The following is a 21178-nucleotide window of genomic DNA, read 5'->3' on the forward strand; positions in this document are numbered from 1 at the left end:
GTATGGTATTTTGAAGGAAAATAAGATACGAAAAAGAGATTATAGACACTATATTAACTTAGATTTAAGCTTAGAATAAAATCATAAGCAACTCATCTAAATTTCATTCCTATACGTATTAATCTATGGAAGCTCATATAACATGAAAAGAAAAGACCTCGAACCGATAAAAAAACAAGTTACCTTATTATCACGCTTTAGAGCAAAGGTTATTACCTTTTTTGAAACATCAAATGCTTGGGGAGTCTTTATAATGGGAAGTACGTTCGTGTTGATGCTGGGTTCTGCATACATGTTTTACATTTTACACAATGATTTTTCCCAATTCCGGATTGAGCGAAGAGAATCTTGGATAGGGATGTTTTTTTTGGTTGTGGGTACCGCTTTGTTTCTTTTCAAAGCAGGTTTTTTTGTCTTTAGCTTAATTCGTTATTTCAGATATAAAGCAATTTCATCAGTATCAGATGAAGAACTACCTACGTGTACTGTTATTGTTCCAGCCTACAACGAAGGGGAGCAAGTATGGAACACATTGATGAGTTTAGCCAACAGTAATTTTCCAGAACAAAAACTTCAGCTTTTTGCAATTGATGATGGGAGTGTTGATGATACTTGGCAGTGGATACAAAAAGCAAAAGAACGCTTAGGAAGTAAGTTGACAATTCATAAACAGGAAAAAAACATGGGTAAGCGGCATGCTTTATATCATGGTTTCAAAAAGGGAAAGGGAGATATTTTCGTTACGGTAGATAGTGACTCTGAAGTCAATACAGATACCTTGAGGAATCTTGTGAGTCCTTTTAAAACAAACAAGGCTTGTGGTGCGGTAGCTGGAAATATAAGGGTGCTTAATAACAAAAAAGAGCTACTTCCAAAAATGCTTGATGTTAGTTTCGTGTTGAGTTTTGAATTTGTTCGCTCAGCAGAAAGTACGTTGAACTCGGTGCTCTGTACTCCAGGGGCGTTGGCCGCTTATAAAAGAGAAGCAGTTTTTGGATGTTTGGAAAGCTGGATAAATCAAACCTTTATGGGCGTACCATCAGATATTGGAGAAGACCGAGCATTGACCAACATGATTTTAAAACAAGGATATCATGTGTTGTTTCAAAGAAATGCTTTCGCATATACAAACGTTCCAGAAGAATATACAGGATTGTACAAAATGTTTATTCGTTGGGGCAGGAGCAATGTTCGGGAAAACCTTGAAATGTCTAAATATGTTTTCACAAATTTTAGAAAAAGAGGAAAATGGGGCGGTCGCCTACTTTTTGTAAACCAGTCTTTGCGCATATTAATGAGCTATCCATTATTGCTGTTTATGTTGTTTTTCGTTTTGACCCACCCCCTACTTTTTTTGAGTTCAACATTTTTGAGTATTCTTATTCTAACTACGTTTCCAGTTCTATTTTATGCCAAACGATACAACTTATCTGAATCTTTTTGGGCATACTCCTATAGTGTTTTGTACACCTTTGGGCTTTTCTGGATAACGCCATATGCTATAGCAACTGCAAACAAAAGTGGCTGGCTGACACGTAACTTACCTAATAAAAAATAAAAACTACTTTTTAGGGATTCCATTCCTTATAGAACCTGTCTAGAAAATCAATCATAAATTGATGCCGTTCCTTGGCCATTTTCTTACCTGTTTCGGTATTCATTTTATCCTTGAGCAAAAGCAACTTTTCATAAAAATGATTGATTGTAGGAGCGTTGGATTTTTTGTATTCCTCCTTGGTCATATTCTGATTAGGTGGAATCTCAGGATTGTATAGTTCTCGGTTTTTGAATCCACCATAATTGAATGTCCTGGCAATACCAATGGCACCAATGGCATCCAACCTATCAGCATCTTGCACTACTTGGAATTCATTGGATGAAAAAGAAGAGCTTCCATCCAAACTGTTTTTGTATGACATGTATCGGATTATGTTGGAAACATGTTCTATTGTTCGCTCGTCTACATTTTGAGACCGTAGAAATTCAGAAGCCATTTCCGGACCGATTTCTTCATTGCCATCATGAAATTTAGGGTCCGCTATATCATGAAGTAATGCAGCTAACTCTACCGTTAGAGAGTCTACCTTCTCTTCCAGGGCAATTTTTTTTGCAGTTTTGAAAACGCGTTCAATGTGAAACCAATCGTGCCCTCCCTCAGCTCCGTTCAATGTTTCCTTGACGTACGCAATAGTTTTGTCTATGAGTTGCTCTTGATTCATTAAGGAGTGTTTATACCTTTTTTGATTAGGGCTTCTGTTTGTTCAATCAATTCCTGTGAATTCCCATTGTTTTGAAAAGGTTGATGTACCTCAAATGTAAGATGGCTTCCCAAACCCATGGGAAACTTTCCATATCTCAGAAGCTTCCATGAATTGTTTATACTTATCGGTACAATCCAAGCTGATGGTGCGTGGGCCATGAGTACTTTAAGTCCGGTGGTATGGAATTTTTTGGGTGAACCATCCCGACTTCGCGTCCCTTCTGGGAATATAACTGCGCTACGTCGGTGTTCTTCAATATATTTTCCCAATTTCTCAAGCTGTTCAATGGATTGTTTTGCATCCTTCCTGTTGATAAGTATGGAACCACCATGCCTTAAATTAAAGGATACACTGGGAATTCCTTTCCCCAGTTCAATCTTGCTCACAAATTTGGGGTGACACCTTCGCATATGCCAGATTATAGGAGGGATATCATACATGCTCTGGTGATTGGAAACTATGATTAAGGGAACATTTTTAGGGATGTCATATTGGCTCTTGAAAGTGTAATGCGTACCAAGGACATTGGTACATCGCATAAGGAACCAATTAAGGATAGAAACACTTCCTTTGTGCATTTCATAACCAAATACTCTAAGACAAAACCACTGTATTGGATGAAAAACGACCAAGGTAAGCCCGAAAAGAATAAAAAAGAAAACCGTCAAAGGGTAAGAAAGTAGCTTTTTCACTTTTGGATTAGGTTAGGTGTAAAAATAAAAAAACCACCCGTTGAGGTGGTTCTTTCCAGTATTTTTTTAAACCAACTAGCAGAATTCGTTATAAGCTTCCATCAAGTTGTCGGCAATCAGTTCTGCGGGTCTTCCCTCAATATGATGTCTTTCAATCATATGCACCAATTCACCATTTTTGAACAAAGCCATACTGGGTGAAGAAGGTGGAAAAGGAACCATAAGGTTTCTTGCTGTATCAACAGCTTCCGTATCAACACCAGCAAAGACAGTAACTAAATTGTCAGGAGTTTTTGAGTTCTGGAGGCTTAATTTAGCGCCAGGTCTTGCATTGGCGGCAGCGCAACCGCAAACCGAATTTACCACCACTAAAGTGGTGCCTTCTTGTTTTAAAGCCTCTTCTACGGCCTCACTTGTATATAGCTCTTGGAACCCGGCGGTAGCTAGGTCCGCTCTCATTGGTTTTACTAATTCTTCGGGATACATAGTCTTATTTTTTATTCGAATTTCAAAGATAGGGGTTTTGTCGGTTTTTTTCATGGCCCTTAACATGGAGTAAAGAAATCTTACTGGTCAAAAAACTATCTTTGCCTCTTATTCTATTTGGAATGATTAAATGGGTCGCAGCCTTTTTGGGATATTTTGTGCTTCGGTTTCCGGGAGCCATTCTTGGCTTCTTGATTGGAAGTTTTTTGGATAATTTGAATGGAAGAGGGTCGCGTGATGCGAGAACCATTTTTAGGGAGTATACCCAGCCCAATGTCTCCCCCGCTGATTTTGAACTGAATCTACTTTCCCTTTGTTCAATTATTATCAAGGCAGATGGACAGGTAAGCCAAAAGGAATTGGATTATGTACGCCAGTATTTTTTGAGTACCTACGGAAAGGAAAAGGCCAATGCCATTTTTAGAACGTTCAACGAAGTCATCAAAAGGAGGGAGATTTCTGCTCAGCGCATTTGTTCCTATCTAACCCAGCGAACCAGATACGAAGTTCGCTTACAATTACTTCACTTTCTTTTCGGAATTGCTCAAGCGGATGGTCAAATCAGTAAGGCCGAAGTCAGTAAATTAAGGGAAATAGCGGGATACTTAAGATTAGGGGTTCATGATTTTGAGAGTATTATGGCCATGTTCATAAAATCGGCTGACAACTCGTACAAGATTTTGGAGATTGACAAGAATGCTTCGGATGATGAGGTAAAAAAGGCCTACAGAAAGATGGCTAAAAAATACCACCCCGATCGTGTGGTCACCGAAGACGAAGCAATCAAAAGGGGAGCTGAAGAAAAATTCAAAGAAGTGCAAAAGGCCTACGAAACTATTCAAAGAGAAAGAGGGATTTCTTAACTTAGGCAATTCTTGAGTTTTTAACTCTTGATATGTATTAACCCCCAATCTTTAAACTATGCAGGAATTTTGGTTTTACGTCGACCTTGGTTTTAAGCACGTTATGGATGATGAAGCTTATGACCATATTTTGTTTTTGGCTGCCTTGGCCACTCCATTTACCTTTAAGCATTGGAAGCGAGTCGTAATCTTGGCTACCATTTTTACCATTGCCCATTGTACTTCTTTGGCTCTTTCTGTTTTTGAGGTCTTTACGGTTGATGTAGGACTAATAGAATTTCTAATTCCCGTTACCATCTTTCTCACAGCTCTGCTTAACCTTATCTATGTGAACAGGGATGCCGTAAACATTGGAATGTACCTACATAGTTTGGCCACGGCATTTTTTGGATTGATACACGGATTCGGTTTTTCCAATTACTTTAAAATGTTAATGGCCGAAGAGGATGATAAGGTTACACCTCTTTTAGGGTTTGCTACTGGAATTGAATTTTCACAAATAGCCATCATCTTGGTTGTTTTGGGTCTGGCGTTTGTGATGCAGGGCATTTTGAAAATAAAACGAAAGTATTTTATCATTTTTCTTTCCGTTTTAATCATGGCCATTACAATACCGTTGTTGATTGCAACGTTCCCCAAGTAGGGTATTGTTAAATTTCATCGAATAAGATTGTAAGGGTCTTCCAAAGCAGGTATCTTTAAATTAATAGTAACTTCTTTTTTACTCTATGAAAGAAAGCAAACAACTGAAGTACGATAAGGCGTATTTACGTATGGCCAAAGAATGGGGTAAGCTTTCGTATTGCAAAAGGAAACAAGTGGGAGCTATTATAGTTAAAGACCGAATGATTATTTCGGATGGATACAACGGTACACCTACAGGTTTTGAGAACTTCTGTGAGGATGAAGAAGGATATACCAAATGGTATGTTTTGCACGCTGAGGCCAACGCCATACTTAAAGTAGCTGCATCTACCCAATCTTGTGAAGGGGCAACTTTATACATAACCCTTTCTCCATGTCGGGAATGTAGCAAACTTATCCATCAGTCTGGCATAAAACGTGTAGTCTATAGCACAGCGTATAAGGATGATTCAGGATTGAAGTTTTTGGAGCGCGCAGGTGTCATTATTGAACATATACCCCTTGTTGAAGAAATGGTTTAAAACCACTATGGTAAATTAGTTAATGGAAAAGAAATTCAACTATATATGGCCTACGCTACTTGCTTTGGCGGTAGCTATCGGCATTTTTATTGGAGGGAAGCTTCATTTTGATGATACCCCAGAGAAACTCTTCTCAACCAATTCAAAAAAGGACAAGCTCAATAGACTTATTGATTATATAGACTATGAATATGTTGATGATATTGATACAGATAGTATCGTCGACGTAACCGTCAATAATATTCTTGGGAAGCTGGATCCTCATTCAGTTTACATTCCCAGAAGTGAGATGCAAGAAGTATCCGAAAATATGAAGGGGGATTTTGTAGGAATTGGGATAAGTTTCTACATGTATCGAGATACCATAACGGTAATACGAACCATAAAAAATGGTCCAAGCTATATAAGTGGTATAAAACCAGGAGATCGCATTCTTATGGCGAACAAGGACACTCTTTTTGGTAAGCGCATCGCTAATAACGAAATCGTATCAAGACTTAAAGGAAAGGCGGGGACCAAAGTTGATTTGAAAGTATATAGAAAATCTGAGGACAAGTTGATGGCCATGACGGTTACTCGCGACCGTGTGCCAATCAAAAGTGTAGAGTCCTATTATATGCTTACACGAGATATAGGCTTTATCAAAATCAATCGATTTGCGGAATCTACATTTGACGAGTTCAAGGATGCCCTCAGAAAGTTGAAATTGCGAGGAGCACAAAAATTGGTTCTTGACCTTCGAGACAATCCAGGAGGATATCTGGGCATCGCAGAAAAACTAGCAGATGAATTTTTGGTAGATGACAAGCTCATTCTTTTTACAAAAAACAAAAAAGGAAGAGTAAAAAAAGCATATGCCACCAAAAAAGGTGATTTTGAGGACAAGCCAGTTTACGTATTGATTAATGAACGTTCCGCATCAGCCAGCGAAATTATTGCTGGAGCACTTCAGGATAATGATGTAGGTACCATAGTTGGAAGACGCTCCTTTGGAAAAGGACTGGTGCAAAGAGAGATGGATTTGGGTGATGGCTCAGCAGTCCGTTTAACTGTTTCCCGCTATTACACCCCAACTGGGCGCTCTATTCAAAAATCATATAAGAACGGAAACAAGGACTACTATCAAAAATTTATTGATCGGTACCGAAGTGGGGAATTGGTTTCTGTAGATAGCATCAAAGTGGCAGATTCCCTAAAATTTAGAACGCCAAAAGGTAAAATAGTGTATGGTGGTGGTGGAATTATCCCAGATGTATTTGTTCCTATTGGTAGCAACGAAGAAGAGGCCATTGAAAGCATGGACGATACCTACGAATTCTTTTCGCGATTCGTATTCGAGCATTTGGAAAGGGATAGAAAGCAATACGACAGATATACTAGAAATCAATTTTTAGATGATTTCCATGTGGATGATATTTTGTTTGATGAATTCATTCAATTTGTGCTGAACAGAAAAATCAAATTGGATTTTTATGCGCAAGAGGAAAAAATCAAGGATTACCTAAAGGCCAATATAGCCGAACAGATTTTTTCTCCCAACGAGGCTGCACAGATTAAAGGAGCGCATGATCAAATGCTTCAAAAAGTAAAGGAATTGGATGCAGAATCTCTTTATGACGGCAAAAAAGAAATAGGGGCGGTGGATTCCAAGGACTAATCTTCTTTGATTTTTTTGTCAATCTTTTTTGAGGTGATGTAAATCAACAACAAGATAATGGCACATAATGGCGCCAATATACCAATTAAGGCAATGGTACTGTCTCCTTGAAAAGGATTAGAAAAATCCACCAAGGTGACATTGTATGAAATAAGGCCTGCAGCCATTAGAATCAAGAAAACGGTCAATACTTTGTTCATTTCGAATCTGTTGTTATTGCGTCAACAAGAGGTTAATGTTCGTGGCAAAAAGCTTCACTGAAATGGCCAATAGAATAACCCCGAAAACTTTTCTAATTATGTTGAGTCCGTTTTTTCCCAAAAGGCGTTCAATTTTGGAACTGGACTTTAAAACAATGTATACAAAGATAATGTTTAGTAGTATGGCCACTACAATATTTTCTACTGCGTATTCTGCCCTCAATGAGAGAATAGAGGTCATGGTTCCCGCACCGGCAATAATTGGGAAGGCAATGGGCACTATGGAAGCACTTTCAGGTTCATCATCCCGATAAAGGGTAATGCCCAAAATCATTTCTAGGGCCAAAAAGAAGATAACAAAAGCTCCTGCCACTGCAAAGGAGTTGACATCAATACCGATTAAGTTCAAGATGCTCTCACCAACAAAAAGAAAAGCTACCATAATACAGGCTGCAACAATGGACGCTTTTTCCGATTGAATATGCCCAACCTTTTTCCTTAGGGATATTATAATGGGGATACTCCCCAAAATATCGATTACTGCAAAAAGAACCATAGTTGCAGTAACAATCTGTTTGATATCAAAATTCATGGGCGTAAAAAATAAGTCTGCAAATTTACGAGTAAAAAACACTTTTGGATGTAATATGTAGGTATGGAAAACATCAATTTTACAGTTTGGATTATTTTTGAAAAAATTTGTGCTTGATTATGTTCCAAATTGGCAATACAATAGTTTCTGAAGATATCATGGACAACGATTTTGTATGCAACCTGAATGCATGCAAAGGTGCTTGTTGTGTAGATGGTGAATACGGCGCTCCTTTGGAGGATGATGAGACGGAAATTCTGTCAAATATTTTTGATAAAGTCAAGCCCTTTTTAAGACCTGAGGGAATTAAGACCATAGAGGAACAAGGCACTTTTGTAAAAGGTGAAGACGGAGAATGGGAAACCCCTTTGGTGGATAAAAGTGAATGTGCCTATGTAGTTTTCTCGGATACAGGAATTGCAAAGTGCGGTCTGGAAGAAGCGTATAATGCTGGGGCAACCCAATGGAAAAAGCCAATTTCTTGTCATTTGTACCCTGTTCGAGCACGTAAATACACGGAGTTTACTGCGGTTAACTACCACAAATGGGAAATTTGCGACCCCGCTTGTAGTTTGGGCAAAGAACTAGGGGTTCCCATATATAAGTTTGTTAAGGAAGCATTGATTAGAAAGTTTGGAGAGGAATGGTACCATGAACTAGAGCTTGTGGCGCAAGAACGGGCTAAACTGTAGGAATTTCTAAAATAACCTTGGTGCCTTGCGGTTGGCCGCCATCGTCAAAAAGGTCTACAATATGTACATCAAACTTGTTCTGGTAATCCTTCGCAAAATTCGCCAAACGCTCTTTGGTAATGCGAATGCCTACAGACTTTCTTTTTAGCACCCTATTTTCCTTATTAGTCTCAGCAGCCGTTCTTCCGATGCCATTATCCACAATTTCAATGTTGATATGGTGATCTCCCTTCTTTTTAATGTTTAAATGAATCATTTTTTCACCTTCTTTAGGAGAAAGGCCATGCCATAATGAGTTTTCCAAAAAAGGCTGAAGGGTGAGTGAGGGAATTTTGATATTATCCGGACATATATCCTTATCGATGGTGATATTGAAATCAATTTCGTTGGAGAACCTTATGTTCTCTATATTCATGTAAAGCTCAACGGTCTCCAATTCTTCAGACAAAGGAATCTCTTTAACTGATGAAGCTTCAAGAATTTTTCGTACCAGCTTTGAGAATTTGTTCAAGTAGTGGACTGCATTTTTTTGCTCGTTGTTAATAATGTAGAGCTTAATGGAGTTTAGAGAGTTGAACAAAAAATGAGGGTTCATCTGACTGCGCAATATGTTTTGCTCCAGACTCAAAACACGTTTTTCGTTTTTACTTTGATACTGCCTGTACAAAATGTATAGAATGGAAGAAATCAATCCAACAATAAGCGAGCTGACCAACAAAGTGGTTTGATTTTTTCTAAGGCGTAGTCGAACAATCTCGTTCTCTTTAGCAAGAACAGAAATCTGGTTGGTTTTCTTTTCCGCTTCATAACGGACAATAATATCGGTCATGTAGCGTATATTGGTGGCATTGGTAATTTCAGTTTCATAATCATCGGCGCGCTTGTAATACTCATAGGCTTCTTTGTAGTTACCTTTTGCCAGCTGTAAATCTGATAATTTTTGATACCCGTAGAGTACATTACTTGGCATGTTGTGATTTTGCGCCATAGCAATACCTTCTTTGACAAACTTTTCGGCTTTATCATAGTTGCCCAACACCGTATGGGCCCATCCAGTATTTATGAAAACTGCTGATGTAATAAAGTAATCTCCAATGTTCTTAGAGGCTTCATGGAGGGGCTCCAAAAGGACCAGAGCGGCATGGGGCATATTTTGTTTCATGTAGATCTGGGCCAAACTATTTTTGCAAATGGTACGCCCGTAGTCAGAATCAATGTCTTCGTTATAGGCCAGAGACTTTCTATAGTTTTCCAAAGCACCTTCCAAATCCCCTTTAAACTCTAAACAATCCCCTATGTTTTGATGGTTAATGGCCAGACCCAACTTGTTCCCCAACTCACCTTCAAGCTTTAATGCCCTTTTGAATTGTGTGATGGCCAAATCATACTGATCAAGACTCTTGTACAAGTGCCCAATGGAGTTCAAGGATATATTTATGTGTCTTTGTATGTGATGTGAAGGGTCTTGAACGGCTTCTGCCAAAGCAAGGGCTTGTTGATGGTGGTCTAGACCGGTTTTTATGGCATCGGTTCTACGGTATACTACCCCAAGCATGTTCAGGCTGAGTACTTTGAATTCCGTATTGTTTATTTCTTCGGATATCTTCAATGCCTCCTGATGAAGGTCTGCAGCTTTTTTAAATTGCGAAGTATTGCGATACCTCGCTCCCAATTGATTAAGTCCATACGCTTCCCCTTCCTTGTAGTTTTCTTCCTTGCAACGATTTGAAAAATAACGCATTAAAGTGGTGTCCCCGCGAACTGGTTCCAGTTCCGAATTCAGTCTTAAATAGGTTTTTGGCCTCAGTCTTATTACAGTTTCTGTCTTGTTTTTAAAATCTTGTGGAACGGATTGTGAACGGGCATGGGTAGTGGACCAAAAAAGAACTTGGGTCAGGAAAAGGGCTTTTAAGGTTAGCCTAAATGATTTGGTATGGTTCAACAAATAAATAATAGTTTCCTCTTGCTTTTACAGCAAATCCAAAAAATCGGATTTTTTCTGCCGAGAGACAGGTATTTTGTGATTGGATTCCAACACAACGTACCCATCGGTTTTTAGAAATTCCTTTATTTTGTTGAGGTTGATTATGTATGAATTGTGTATCCTAAAAAAGCTGTGATCTGGTAAAAGGGCATTTACCTCCTTTAGTTTTTTGGTCAACAATATTTTATGGCCGTCACTTAAATAGATGGTGCTATAATTCCCATCAGATTCGGCGTAAAGAATATCATCACTGTGTAAAAATACCAATTTACCGTCAGTATTGATAGTTATTTTTTTGCTTGGAGACTCGGCATTGAAATTCAAGAGAATTTTCTCCAGTTTTTCCGCCGTATAATTCTTGGCATTAAACTTTTTTATTTTGGATAGAGTGACCTTCAAATCGTCTGAATCAATAGGTTTTAACAAATAATCAATGGCTTCATTTTTTAAGGCCTGAAGCGCATATTGATTATATGCCGTAGTAATAACCACTGGAAAGCTCTTGTTCTTCAGGGTTTTAATGAATTGAAAGCCATCCATTGCAGGCATTTCAATGTCTAAAAACAAACAATCTGGAGAATTGTGCTCCAAATAGTTCAGCGCCTCATGGGCATCCGTAAAAGAAGCGATTATATCTACCTCATCACTCAAATTTGTCAGCTCCCAGCTTAAACTTTGGAGCGCTTTGACTTCATCGTCTACAATTACTGCTTCTAACATGGGTCGGGGTTATTACGTATAATCAAATGTATAATATTCTGTTTAACCATTTTAAAATTATGTGCTAATGGACATTTTATGCTTATAAATGGAACAAAACGCCGCATAATGGGAAACCATAGGTTTTTTCCTTCAATTCGGAAGGTTTTCTTTTTCAGTTTTCAATTCTATTATTGCTAAACAAAGCCATTTATACAAGAATCCATGTCGTCCATACATACCATTGATGGAACTTTAAATTGTATCTCTACTTTAGCTTTTGTAACCTCACCAAACAGATATGAGAAAGTGTATAATTCTCTTTTTAATTTTAGTTGTGGCATTAATTGTTGCGTCCGTAGCGGAACAGCAGGAGTTAAAAATTGAATCGGAATGGAAGGAATTGGCGGTTAAGGAATAGAACCGTTATTGTAAATAAGATCATTGACATTACCAGAAAACGTACGGCCAGAGCAACCAACCTCATAAGTGGAACTGCTTGAAAAAATATTTCTTGATTTTTTCAATTTTCGAATTTGGTTTTAGGTTTTGGGGGAACTACCTAAAAACTATATGGAGAAGGCTTGAAGGATTGAGAATGGCCGTACACTTTGGTAATCCAATAATATAAGTAAACAAAGCAAGCAATTTTCATAAGTAAGTAAGACCAAAGCGGTATAGTTATTTATACTCTTTGGTCTTTTTTTATTGTTCAAGTCTGCTAAAAAAATTGTACACCGCTTTTGGTTTTCGCAAAGCCAACAAACATCACTTGCGAACCTAGATTTCAACAAGTTGTGTTAAAAACTTTGACCTCTATTTTCTAAAACAAACTTTACAATCTGATCACATTTTTGAATCTTTGTTAGCCCTATTCACAGGGAAATTTTCGTCCAGTATTACTAATTCTTATTATGAAATTATGTCAGCAGCAGTAGAACCTATTTTGCAAGAAAATGAAGACCGATTTGTTATTTTTCCAATACAACACCATGATTTATGGGATTGGTACAAAAAGTGTGAGGCTTGTTTTTGGACTGCTGAGGAGATTGACCTTCATCAGGATTTAACGGATTGGAATAACAAACTGAATGAAGACGAACGTTACTTCATCAAACATATCTTGGCCTTTTTTGCTGCTTCAGATGGTATCGTAAATGAAAACCTGGCCGAAAACTTTGTAAACGAAGTGCAGTATTCGGAAGCCAAGTTTTTCTACGGTTTTCAGATAATGATGGAAAATATTCATTCTGAAACATATTCTCTTCTGATAGACACTTATGTAAAAGACGAAAAAGAAAAAGGAATCTTGTTCAAGGCTATTGAAAATTTCCCGGCCATTAAAAAGAAAGCAGACTGGGCTTTGAAATGGATTGATTCTCCAAGCTTTGCAGAACGCTTAATTGCTTTCGCAGCTGTAGAAGGAATTTTCTTTTCAGGAGCCTTTTGCTCTATCTTCTGGTTGAAGAAGAGAGGTCTAATGCCAGGATTGACCTTTTCCAACGAATTGATTTCAAGAGATGAAGGAATGCATTGCGATTATGCTGTGCATTTGCACAACAATCATTTGGTGAACAAAGTTCCTAAAGAACGCATCACATCAATTATTGTTGATGCCCTTAACATTGAAAGAGAATTCATAACAGAATCTCTTCCGGTTAGTCTTATTGGTATGAACTCGAAATTGATGACGCAATACTTAGAATTCGTAACAGACAGACTTTTAGTGGAATTGCAGTGCGAAAAAGTCTATAATGCCACTAATCCGTTCGATTTTATGGACATGATTTCTCTTCAAGGAAAAACTAATTTCTTTGAAAAAAGAGTTTCAGAATATCAAAAAGCAGGTGTTCTTAATAAAGAAAAGGATGCCGACTCACAGAAGATAAGCTTTGATGCTGATTTTTAGATAACCCACCAAGAAAGCCCTCGACCGCCCATCGAGGGTTTTTATGACTTTGACCTCAAGTGTTAAAAATTTAACACAAAAACGCTCTTTGGTAGAACCAAGTAAGTATCATAATTAAAATAATCGTAGCGCATGTATGTAGTAAAAAGAGATGGAAGAAAAGAGCCGATGATGTTCGATAAAATCACGGCACGAGTTAGAAAACTTTGTTATGGCCTCAATGGCTTAGTAGACCCTGTAAAGGTGGCCATGAGGGTCATTGAAGGATTGTATGATGGCGTGACCACGTCGGAATTGGACAATTTGGCTGCTGAAATAGCAGCAACAATGACCACAACGCATCCTGATTATGCAAAGTTGGCGGCCCGTATTTCCGTTTCCAACCTACATAAGAACACCAAAAAATCTTTCTCAGAAACCATGAAGGATTTATACGAATATGTAAATCCACGAACAGGCAAAGAAGCACCTCTTCTGTCGGACGAGGTGTACAAAGTAATTTCTGAGAATGCAGAGACCTTGGATTCCACTATTATTTATAACCGTGATTTTGGCTACGATTACTTCGGTTTTAAAACATTGGAACGCTCATATCTGCTAAAACTTAATGGTAAGATTGCAGAGCGCCCGCAACATATGCTCATGCGTGTCGCTGTGGGAATTCATTTAAACGACTTGGATGCGGCCATAGAGACCTATGAGCTTATGTCGAAGAAGTACTTTACCCACGCTACTCCTACGTTGTTTAATTCAGGTACTCCAAAACCACAGATGTCTTCCTGCTTTCTATTGACCATGAAGGACGATAGCATTGATGGTATTTACGATACGTTGAAGCAAACGGCAAAGATTTCCCAATCTGCTGGAGGAATTGGGCTATCTATCCATAATATTAGAGCCACAGGATCTTATATAGCCGGAACGAATGGAACTTCCAACGGTATCGTGCCCATGTTGCGCGTTTTTAACGATACAGCACGTTACGTTGACCAAGGTGGAGGAAAAAGAAAAGGAAGTTTCGCTATTTATGTGGAACCATGGCATGCCGATATTTTCGACTTTCTCGACTTGAAGAAAAATCACGGAAAGGAAGAAATGAGGGCGCGGGACTTATTCTACGCCATGTGGATTCCAGATTTGTTTATGAAAAGAGTAGAGGCAGATGCAGAATGGACCCTAATGTGTCCAAACGAGTGTCCCGACCTTTTCAACACACATAGCAAGGATTTTGATTCATTGTACCTTAAGTACGAATCAGAAGGAAAAGGAAGAAAGACCATTAAGGCAAGAGAATTGTGGGAGAAAATCCTCGAATCTCAAATAGAAACTGGAACACCTTATATGTTGTATAAGGATGCTGCCAACAGAAAGAGCAACCAGAAAAATCTTGGAACCATTCGCTCTTCCAACTTATGTACAGAGATTTTGGAATATACCTCTCCCGATGAGGTAGCAGTATGTAACTTGGCATCCATCGCTTTGCCCATGTTCGTGAAAAATGGCAAGTTCGACCATAAAGAGCTTTTCAAGGTTACAAAAAGAGTTACTAAAAACTTGAACAGGGTTATTGACCGCAACTATTATCCTGTCAAAGAAGCCGAAAACTCCAATATGAGGCATAGACCGATTGGTTTGGGAGTTCAAGGACTGGCAGACGCATTCATCATGCTCAGATTGCCTTTTACTAGTGATGAGGCAAAACAATTGAATCAAGATATTTTTGAGACTCTTTACTTTGCAGCCGTCACTGCTTCTATGGAACAAGCCAAAGAAGAAGGACCATATTCCAGTTATGAAGGTTCACCTATATCCAAAGGAGAATTCCAGCACAATCTTTGGGGTATCAAAGATGAAGAACTTTCTGGAAGATGGGACTGGGGCAAACTCAGAAAAGATGTTCTTAAAAACGGAGTGAGAAATTCATTGTTGGTAGCGCCAATGCCTACCGCTTCCACTTCTCAGATTTTGGGTAACAACGAATGCTTTGAACCGTATACTTCCAACATTTACACGCGAAGAGTACTATCCGGCGAATTTATTGTGGTAAACAAGCATCTTTTGGAAGACTTGGTTAAACTGGGTCTATGGAACGAGAATCTGAAACAAGAACTGATGCGTGCCAACGGTTCCATTCAACATATTGATGTGATTCCCGAGGAAATTAAGGAACTGTATCAAACGGTTTGGGAACTCAGTATGAAAGATATAATAGATATGAGTCGTCAACGTGGCTATTTCATTGACCAGAGTCAGTCTTTGAACTTGTTCATGGAGAATGCCAACTATGCCAAACTGACTTCCATGCACTTTTATGCTTGGAAGAGTGGCTTGAAGACGGGAATGTATTACCTGAGAACCAAAGCAGCTGTAGATGCTATTAAATTCACTTTGGATAATACGAAAAAGAAAGAAGTTCCGGTTAGTGTGGCAGCGGAAGCAGAAGTGATTGCAGCTACTACGAAAGGAGCTGAGACCATTCAGGTGGAGACTACTCCTGTAAGTCAACAAGAAGTAGATATTCAACCAATGACACCTGAAGAAATGAAAGAAATGATTGCACGTGCCAAAGAAGGCCAAGCTGATGACGATTGCTTAATGTGCGGTTCATAGTTTATACTGAACTTATCAGTATGTGATAGTGTTTATTAACTAAAACGCCTCGGAAAGTTTTACCCCAAGAGATAAACTTCCGAGGTGTTTTTATTTGTGCATAAAAAAGTCCTTCGTTAGAAGGACTTTTTTGTCTTAAAAATATTAGTCTATTATAAGGACCATGCTTTTCCCTGAGTGAGGGCTTCTGCAGTATCACAGGGCACATATTGACCTGGAATGGGCAGATAAGCCAATACCTCTTCGCCAACATATTCAGAGCTTTTATAGGACCAGACAGAGATGTCTCTAATCGAATTGGCAAACATATATCGAGCGATCTCATCGTCCAATACGGCACTGCCATTTTGTTCAATGGCCATAAAATATTCCCCTATAGCTTTATTGTGAGCTTCCTCAACCTCTTTGGTACGCTTTTTTAGATATGTTTTCAAAGCTGGAATAAAATCCTCTTCGTTTAATTCGGCTAAAGTTTCCTTTTCAGCATCTGCTAGAACTTTACCAAAAAACTTATCCATTCCCAATTTTAAGAAATCCTTGTTTTCTTGGGGGAGCACATCTTTGGCAAACTGATCTATGAATACATGTACGTTTACATCAGTGGCAGAAGGCGTATCTGTTTTAGGGAGAATGATATCAACCATTGTATGAACGGCAACACCTTCATCCTTGGTTAAAAAATCCGGGGTCCAGTCTAGAACTTTCTTGGAGTTACAACTTTGGATCAATCCTAATAATGTGGGAGCTGCCACGGTATACCCGAAAGCCATTCCCATATTTTTGAGTGCTGTTCTTCTTTCCATCAGATATTTCCTTTTTTAAGTTCTTTTACAGCATGATCTGCTGCTCTTGCGGTAAACGCCATATAGGTCAGAGATGGGTTGACACAGCTGGCCGAAGTCATAAATGCTCCATCCGTAACGTATACATTTTTACAAGCATGCACTTGATTAAATCCATTCAGTACCGAGGTTTTCGGATTGCGACCCATTCGCGCTGTACCCATTTCATGGATACCTAGCCCTAGAGCATAGGTTTCATCATAGGTCTCTATATCTCTTGCCCCCGATTTCTCCAACATGGCGGCAGCTTGCTCCTGCATATCCTTTCGCATTTCAAGCTCATTTTCTTTGATTTCTGCATCGAAGGTCACCGTAGGTAATCCCCATTGGTCTTTTTTCTCATAATCGAGGGTCATCTTATTCTCATGATAGGGAAGAATTTCTCCAAAGCCCAACATGTTCATGGTCCAGCCTCCTGGCTTTAGAATGCCTTCCTTCAGTTCTTTTCCAAAAGAAGCTTCAGCTACCAAGTCTTCGTAATTACCTCTTCCTGCTCCTCCTTGGTAACCGTATCCTCTGGTAAAATTTTTCATATCACTAGATCCACCCAAATTTCGGAACCTAGGAATGTAGATGCCATTTGGTTTTCTTCCCTTGTAGTATTTGTCATCAAAGCCATCCATTTTTCCTTCAGCACCGGCTTTAAAGTGATGATCCATAAGGTTGTGTCCCAATTCACCACTATCATTTCCTAAACCATCTGGAAAACGGTCAGATTTGGATTGCATAAGTATAGAAGTGGATGCCACTGCCGAGGCACATAAGAAAATCACCTTGGCCTTAAATTCAAATTCTTCTTTGGTTAGTCGGTCTATTACTTTGACTCCAGTTGCTTTTTTAGTATCGGCATCATATATAATTTCATGCACAATGGAATCAGGTCGTAAGGTCATATTGCCGGTTCTTTCTGCAGCGGGCAATGTAGAAGAAACACTACTGAAATAAGCTCCAAAAGGACACCCACGCACACAACGGTTTCTAAACTGACAACGCACTCTACCATCGCCTTCAAAACGTTTGTCACTATTTATATGAGCAACCCTTCCTGCTGTAATTACCCGGCCATCAAAATGCTCAGCAACTTTTCCGCGAACAAAGTCTTCAACACAATTCAGCTCCATCATGGGCTCAAATTTGCCATCAGGAAGTTGAGGAAGTCCAAGCAATTCCCCTGATACCCCAATGTATGATTCCACTTTATCATACCACGGAGCTATGTCCTTATAACGAACTGGCCAGTCCACAGCAATTCCTTCTTTGCCATTAGCTTCGAAATCCATTGCGCTCCAACGGTAACTATGACGTCCCCACATGATAGAACGACCACCCACATGATATCCCCGCATCCAATCGAAGCGCTTAACTTCATTGTAGGGGTGCTCCAAATCGTTTACAAACCAATGTTGGGAGGCTTTCCTTACTGTATATCCAGTTCTTGCTTGTTTTTCCTGCTTTGCAATGTCTTCCAAGGTGGCTTCACCTGCATTGGGAAAATCCCAAGGGTCCATGTTAGCTGTAGGATAATCTTCCCTATGCTTCACCATTCTTCCACGCTCCAATACCAAGGTTTTCAATCCATTTTCGCAGAGTTCTTTTGCTGCCCAGCCTCCACTGATTCCAGTTCCTACGACAATGGCATCATAGGATTCCTGTTCTTCATTGTAATAAAACTTACTCATGTATTCTGAATTGTTTAGTTCATAAATGTATTAATTATTAAATTAATTTTCTACATTTAAACCCTGCGTTTATTGAGAATTTGATACTATAACGTTGTAGTTTTTAGATTCCTTTAAAGATTCAATAATCTAACTATATGAAGAGAAGAAATTTTGTTCAGGGGACCCTTCAAGCAGGAGTTGCCATATCTGTATTTGGACTACATTCCTGTAAACCGAAACAAAAAACAGAAGAAGTTGTAGAAACAGAAGAAGTTGATGATGCTTTACCCATGCTAAAACTATCCTTGGCCCAGTGGTCCATCCATAGAATGATAAAGGAAGAAGGTATGAACCCTTATTTGTTTGCTGAAAAAGCAAAAGAATGGGGCTTTACAGGATTGGAGTATGTAAATCAATTATACGAAAACGAGCCCAATACCAAAGGTTTTTCAGAAGAAGCGATGCAGCACTTTGTTCAAAGATCAAAAGCTGAAAGTGAAAAGCACGGTATGGAGAACTTGATTATTATGATTGATCATGAAGGAGATCTTTCTGCAGCGGATGCCGGTGAAAGAAAAGAGGCTGTCCAAAATCACTTTAAATGGGTTGATGCTGCCGCGGAACTAGGATGTCATTCCGTTAGGGTCAACTTGATGGGCAGCAAGGTAGCTGAAGAATGGACTCCAGCTTCGGTTGATGGGCTTACCCAATTATCTAATTACGCCAAAACCAAAAACATTAATGTAATAGTGGAGAACCACGGTGGTTTTTCATCAAATGCGCAGATGTTGGTGGATGTCATAAAACAAGTAGGCCTATCCAATTGTGGTACCTTGCCAGATTTTGGGAACTTCTGTGTAAAACGTGAAGATGGTTCCTATTTTTCATCGCCTTGTATTGAAGAATATGATAGATACAAAGGAATACAAGAGCTAATGCCCTACGCCAAAGCTGTTAGTGCAAAATCTCATGATTTTGATGAACAAGGTAATGAAACCCATACAGATTATGCCCGTATGATGAAAATTGTCAATGAAGCGGAGTATACAGGGTATATTGGTGTGGAATATGAAGGAGATGTTTTGGGTGAAGAGGAAGGTATCTTGGCAACTAAAGAGCTACTCTTAAAAGTAATGGAACAATCCGCGTGAAACATTCCAAAAAAGTATGAAGGGATTTTTACAACAGCTTTTTGATTATAATTTCTATTGCAATAAGCAATTGATGGAGCAATTTGGCCAAATGGACAAGGTGCCCAAAAAAAGCATTAAGATGTTCAGTCATATTTTAAATTCCCATCATATATGGAATCAAAGAATCCTGGGGAAGACCCACGAATTTGAAGTTTGGCAAAAACATGCCGTAGAAGATTGGAATGATATTCATTATGACAATCAGCGCTCTTCGTTTGAAATTATCACCAATGCTGAAGATTTTAATAAGCGAATTGATTATACCAGTACCGAAGGCAGGGCCTATTCCAACGATTTAAAAGATATCCTTTTTCACATCGTAAATCACGCTACGCACCACCGGGGACAAATTGTAATGGATATGAGGGCTTCCAAAATAGAGCCAATACCCCTGGACTACATTTTTTACAAGAGATAACAAATCAACTAACACAATATTTATATGAATTCAATAGCAAAATTTCAGCTGTCCTTTATGATGTTTCTTGAGTTTTTCATTTGGGGTGGGTGGTTTGTCACCATGGGCATTTATTTGCCAAACACCTTGGATGCTAGTGGGGCTGAAATAGCAAGTGCTTACTCTAGTCAATCTTGGGGAGCTATAATTGCTCCGTTCATTATTGGGCTCATAGCGGATCGCTATTTTAACGCTGAAAAAGTATTGGGAATACTCCATTTGATAGGGGCATTTTTAATGTATCAAATAGCCAATGCATCGGATATTTCTGTTTTTATCCCATATGTCTACGGCTATATGATTGCCTATATGCCAACCTTGGCCTTGGTGAACTCTGTGGCCTTTAACCAAATGAAAGACCCTTCAAAGGAGTTTGCCTTTGTCCGTGTTTTTGGAACTATAGGCTGGATTGTTGCAGGACTCGCCATTAGTTTTTTTGGATGGGATAGCGAAGCAGGGGTACAGGAAGGATTGTTGAAAAATACCTTTCTAATGGTTGCTGGTGCTTCGGCCTTATTGGGAGTTTTTAGTTTTACTTTGCCTAAAACACCACCTAAGACTTCTAAGGGTGAAAAAGTAACGATTTCTGATATTCTCGGATTAGAAGCACTAAAGCTCCTTAAGAACAGGAACTTTCTTATATTTTTCATTGCCTCTGTGTTGATTTGTATTCCTTTGGCATTTTACTACCAGCATGCAGGTCAGTTTTTAGGCGAAATAGGAGTTTCCAATCCAGCTGGGAAAATGACGATTGGACAGATTTCCGAAGTTCTTTTTATGTTGTTGTTGCCTTTCTTTTTCAAAAAGTTTGGTTTCAAAATGACCATTCTTGCAGGGATGTTGGCATGGACCATTAGATATCTGCTTTTTGCTTTTGGAGATGCTGGAGAGTTGGCCTTTATGTTGATTTTGGGAATAGCATTGCATGGTATCTGCTATGATTTCTTTTTTGTGTCCGGTCAGATTTATACGGATTCAAAAGCTGGGGAAAAGTACAAAAGTGCTGCGCAAGGCCTAATCACTTTGGCCACTTATGGTGTGGGTATGCTGATTGGTTTCTGGGTCGCTGGAAAAATAACAGATTCTTACTTGGTTTCGGAAAATGTACACGAATGGACCAATATTTGGACTTTCCCGGCTATTTTTGCTTTTGTGGTTTTGATACTTTTCATGCTACTGTTCAAAAACGAAAAAATAGAATATAAAGAATAAAA

General features: G+C 38.9%; 20 protein-coding genes. 11 read left to right on the forward strand and 9 right to left on the reverse strand.

The genetic code is table 11. The features are described 5' to 3' along the window. Positions 1 to 142: 142 nt before the first annotated feature. Positions 143 to 1558, forward strand: coding sequence for a glycosyltransferase (locus ACOKFD_RS13295; protein ID WP_422858363.1), 1416 nt, complete (start codon positions 143 to 145; stop codon positions 1556 to 1558). 10 nt (positions 1559 to 1568) lie between these two features. On the opposite strand, the gene ACOKFD_RS13300 is transcribed toward ACOKFD_RS13295, so the two are convergent. From ACOKFD_RS13300 to ACOKFD_RS13310, 3 genes are all read right to left on the reverse strand, one after another. Beyond that, complete coding sequence (locus tag ACOKFD_RS13300) at positions 1569 to 2219, reverse strand: HD domain-containing protein (RefSeq protein WP_422858364.1); 651 nt, start codon at positions 2217 to 2219, stop codon at positions 1569 to 1571. After that, on the reverse strand, positions 2219 to 2953 hold the full coding sequence (locus tag ACOKFD_RS13305; RefSeq protein ID WP_422858365.1) for a lysophospholipid acyltransferase family protein: 735 nt from the start codon (positions 2951 to 2953) through the stop codon (positions 2219 to 2221). The genes ACOKFD_RS13300 and ACOKFD_RS13305 overlap by 1 nt, the downstream gene beginning before the upstream one ends. Before the next feature lie 75 nt (positions 2954 to 3028). Beyond that, positions 3029 to 3439 carry a BrxA/BrxB family bacilliredoxin gene (locus ACOKFD_RS13310; protein WP_298997611.1) on the reverse strand — a complete coding sequence of 137 codons (411 nt, stop codon included), beginning with the start codon at positions 3437 to 3439 and terminating at the stop codon, positions 3029 to 3031. Positions 3440 to 3561: 122 nt separating this feature from the next. Here ACOKFD_RS13310 and ACOKFD_RS13315 point away from each other — a divergent pair, with 122 nt between their 5' ends. The 4 genes from ACOKFD_RS13315 (at position 3562) to ACOKFD_RS13330 (ending at position 7125) form a co-directional block, all read left to right on the forward strand. After that, the gene (locus tag ACOKFD_RS13315; protein WP_422858366.1) at positions 3562 to 4302 is read left to right on the forward strand and encodes a TerB family tellurite resistance protein; all 741 of its coding nucleotides are present in this window, start codon (positions 3562 to 3564) and stop codon (positions 4300 to 4302) included. A 58-nt stretch (positions 4303 to 4360) separates the two neighbouring features. Continuing rightward, positions 4361 to 4945 carry a HupE/UreJ family protein gene (locus ACOKFD_RS13320; RefSeq protein WP_422858367.1) on the forward strand — a complete coding sequence of 195 codons (585 nt, stop codon included), beginning with the start codon at positions 4361 to 4363 and terminating at the stop codon, positions 4943 to 4945. 85 nt (positions 4946 to 5030) lie between these two features. After that, on the forward strand, positions 5031 to 5468 hold the full coding sequence (locus tag ACOKFD_RS13325; RefSeq protein ID WP_422858368.1) for a deoxycytidylate deaminase: 438 nt from the start codon (positions 5031 to 5033) through the stop codon (positions 5466 to 5468). 22 nt (positions 5469 to 5490) lie between these two features. Next, the gene (locus tag ACOKFD_RS13330) at positions 5491 to 7125 is read left to right on the forward strand and encodes a S41 family peptidase (RefSeq protein WP_298995793.1); all 1635 of its coding nucleotides are present in this window, start codon (positions 5491 to 5493) and stop codon (positions 7123 to 7125) included. On the opposite strand, the gene ACOKFD_RS13335 is transcribed toward ACOKFD_RS13330, so the two are convergent. Continuing rightward, entirely contained in the window at positions 7122 to 7325 is a 204-nt protein-coding gene (locus ACOKFD_RS13335) for a hypothetical protein (protein ID WP_422858369.1), read from the reverse strand. The two genes, ACOKFD_RS13330 and ACOKFD_RS13335, sit on opposite strands and share 4 nt — an antisense overlap. Before the next feature lie 13 nt (positions 7326 to 7338). Continuing rightward, complete coding sequence (locus tag ACOKFD_RS13340) at positions 7339 to 7917, reverse strand: MarC family protein (RefSeq protein ID WP_422858370.1); 579 nt, start codon at positions 7915 to 7917, stop codon at positions 7339 to 7341. 119 nt (positions 7918 to 8036) lie between these two features. Here ACOKFD_RS13340 and ACOKFD_RS13345 point away from each other — a divergent pair, with 119 nt between their 5' ends. After that, on the forward strand, positions 8037 to 8609 hold the full coding sequence (locus ACOKFD_RS13345) for a DUF3109 family protein (protein ID WP_422858371.1): 573 nt from the start codon (positions 8037 to 8039) through the stop codon (positions 8607 to 8609). On the opposite strand, the gene ACOKFD_RS13350 is transcribed toward ACOKFD_RS13345, so the two are convergent. Continuing rightward, positions 8599 to 10554: a tetratricopeptide repeat-containing sensor histidine kinase gene (locus ACOKFD_RS13350; RefSeq protein ID WP_422858372.1), complete on the reverse strand. Its 1956-nt coding sequence runs from the start codon at positions 10552 to 10554 to the stop codon at positions 8599 to 8601. The two genes, ACOKFD_RS13345 and ACOKFD_RS13350, sit on opposite strands and share 11 nt — an antisense overlap. A gap of 24 nt (positions 10555 to 10578) precedes the next feature. Further along, positions 10579 to 11313: a LytR/AlgR family response regulator transcription factor gene (locus ACOKFD_RS13355; protein ID WP_298995784.1), complete on the reverse strand. Its 735-nt coding sequence runs from the start codon at positions 11311 to 11313 to the stop codon at positions 10579 to 10581. A 901-nt stretch (positions 11314 to 12214) separates the two neighbouring features. Here ACOKFD_RS13355 and ACOKFD_RS13360 point away from each other — a divergent pair. Next, entirely contained in the window at positions 12215 to 13201 is a 987-nt protein-coding gene (locus ACOKFD_RS13360; protein ID WP_298995782.1) for a ribonucleotide-diphosphate reductase subunit beta, read from the forward strand. A 132-nt stretch (positions 13202 to 13333) separates the two neighbouring features. Then, positions 13334 to 15811: a ribonucleoside-diphosphate reductase subunit alpha gene (locus ACOKFD_RS13365; protein ID WP_422858373.1), complete on the forward strand. Its 2478-nt coding sequence runs from the start codon at positions 13334 to 13336 to the stop codon at positions 15809 to 15811. A 152-nt stretch (positions 15812 to 15963) separates the two neighbouring features. On the opposite strand, the gene ACOKFD_RS13370 is transcribed toward ACOKFD_RS13365, so the two are convergent. Beyond that, positions 15964 to 16614 (reverse strand): gluconate 2-dehydrogenase subunit 3 family protein, encoded by a 651-nt coding sequence (locus tag ACOKFD_RS13370; protein WP_422858374.1) that lies wholly within the window; start codon positions 16612 to 16614, stop codon positions 15964 to 15966. Further along, a complete protein-coding gene (locus ACOKFD_RS13375) occupies positions 16614 to 18332 on the reverse strand; it encodes a GMC oxidoreductase (protein ID WP_422858375.1) in 1719 nt (572 codons plus the stop codon). The genes ACOKFD_RS13370 and ACOKFD_RS13375 overlap by 1 nt, the downstream gene beginning before the upstream one ends. Positions 18333 to 18469: 137 nt before the next feature. Between ACOKFD_RS13375 and ACOKFD_RS13380 the strand changes: the two genes are divergently transcribed. Genes ACOKFD_RS13380 through ACOKFD_RS13390 form a run of 3 tightly spaced genes read left to right on the forward strand, consistent with a single transcriptional unit; the run spans position 18470 to position 21176 of the window. Then, entirely contained in the window at positions 18470 to 19465 is a 996-nt protein-coding gene (locus ACOKFD_RS13380) for a sugar phosphate isomerase/epimerase family protein (RefSeq protein ID WP_422858376.1), read from the forward strand. Positions 19466 to 19481: 16 nt separating this feature from the next. Beyond that, on the forward strand, positions 19482 to 19925 hold the full coding sequence (locus ACOKFD_RS13385; protein WP_298995773.1) for a DinB family protein: 444 nt from the start codon (positions 19482 to 19484) through the stop codon (positions 19923 to 19925). 24 nt (positions 19926 to 19949) lie between these two features. Continuing rightward, positions 19950 to 21176 (forward strand): nucleoside permease, encoded by a 1227-nt coding sequence (locus ACOKFD_RS13390; protein ID WP_422858377.1) that lies wholly within the window; start codon positions 19950 to 19952, stop codon positions 21174 to 21176. Positions 21177 to 21178: the final 2 nt, after the last annotated feature.

The sequence above is a fragment of the Flagellimonas ulvae genome, from assembly GCF_049333175.1.
Lineage (GTDB): Bacteria > Bacteroidota > Bacteroidia > Flavobacteriales > Flavobacteriaceae > Flagellimonas.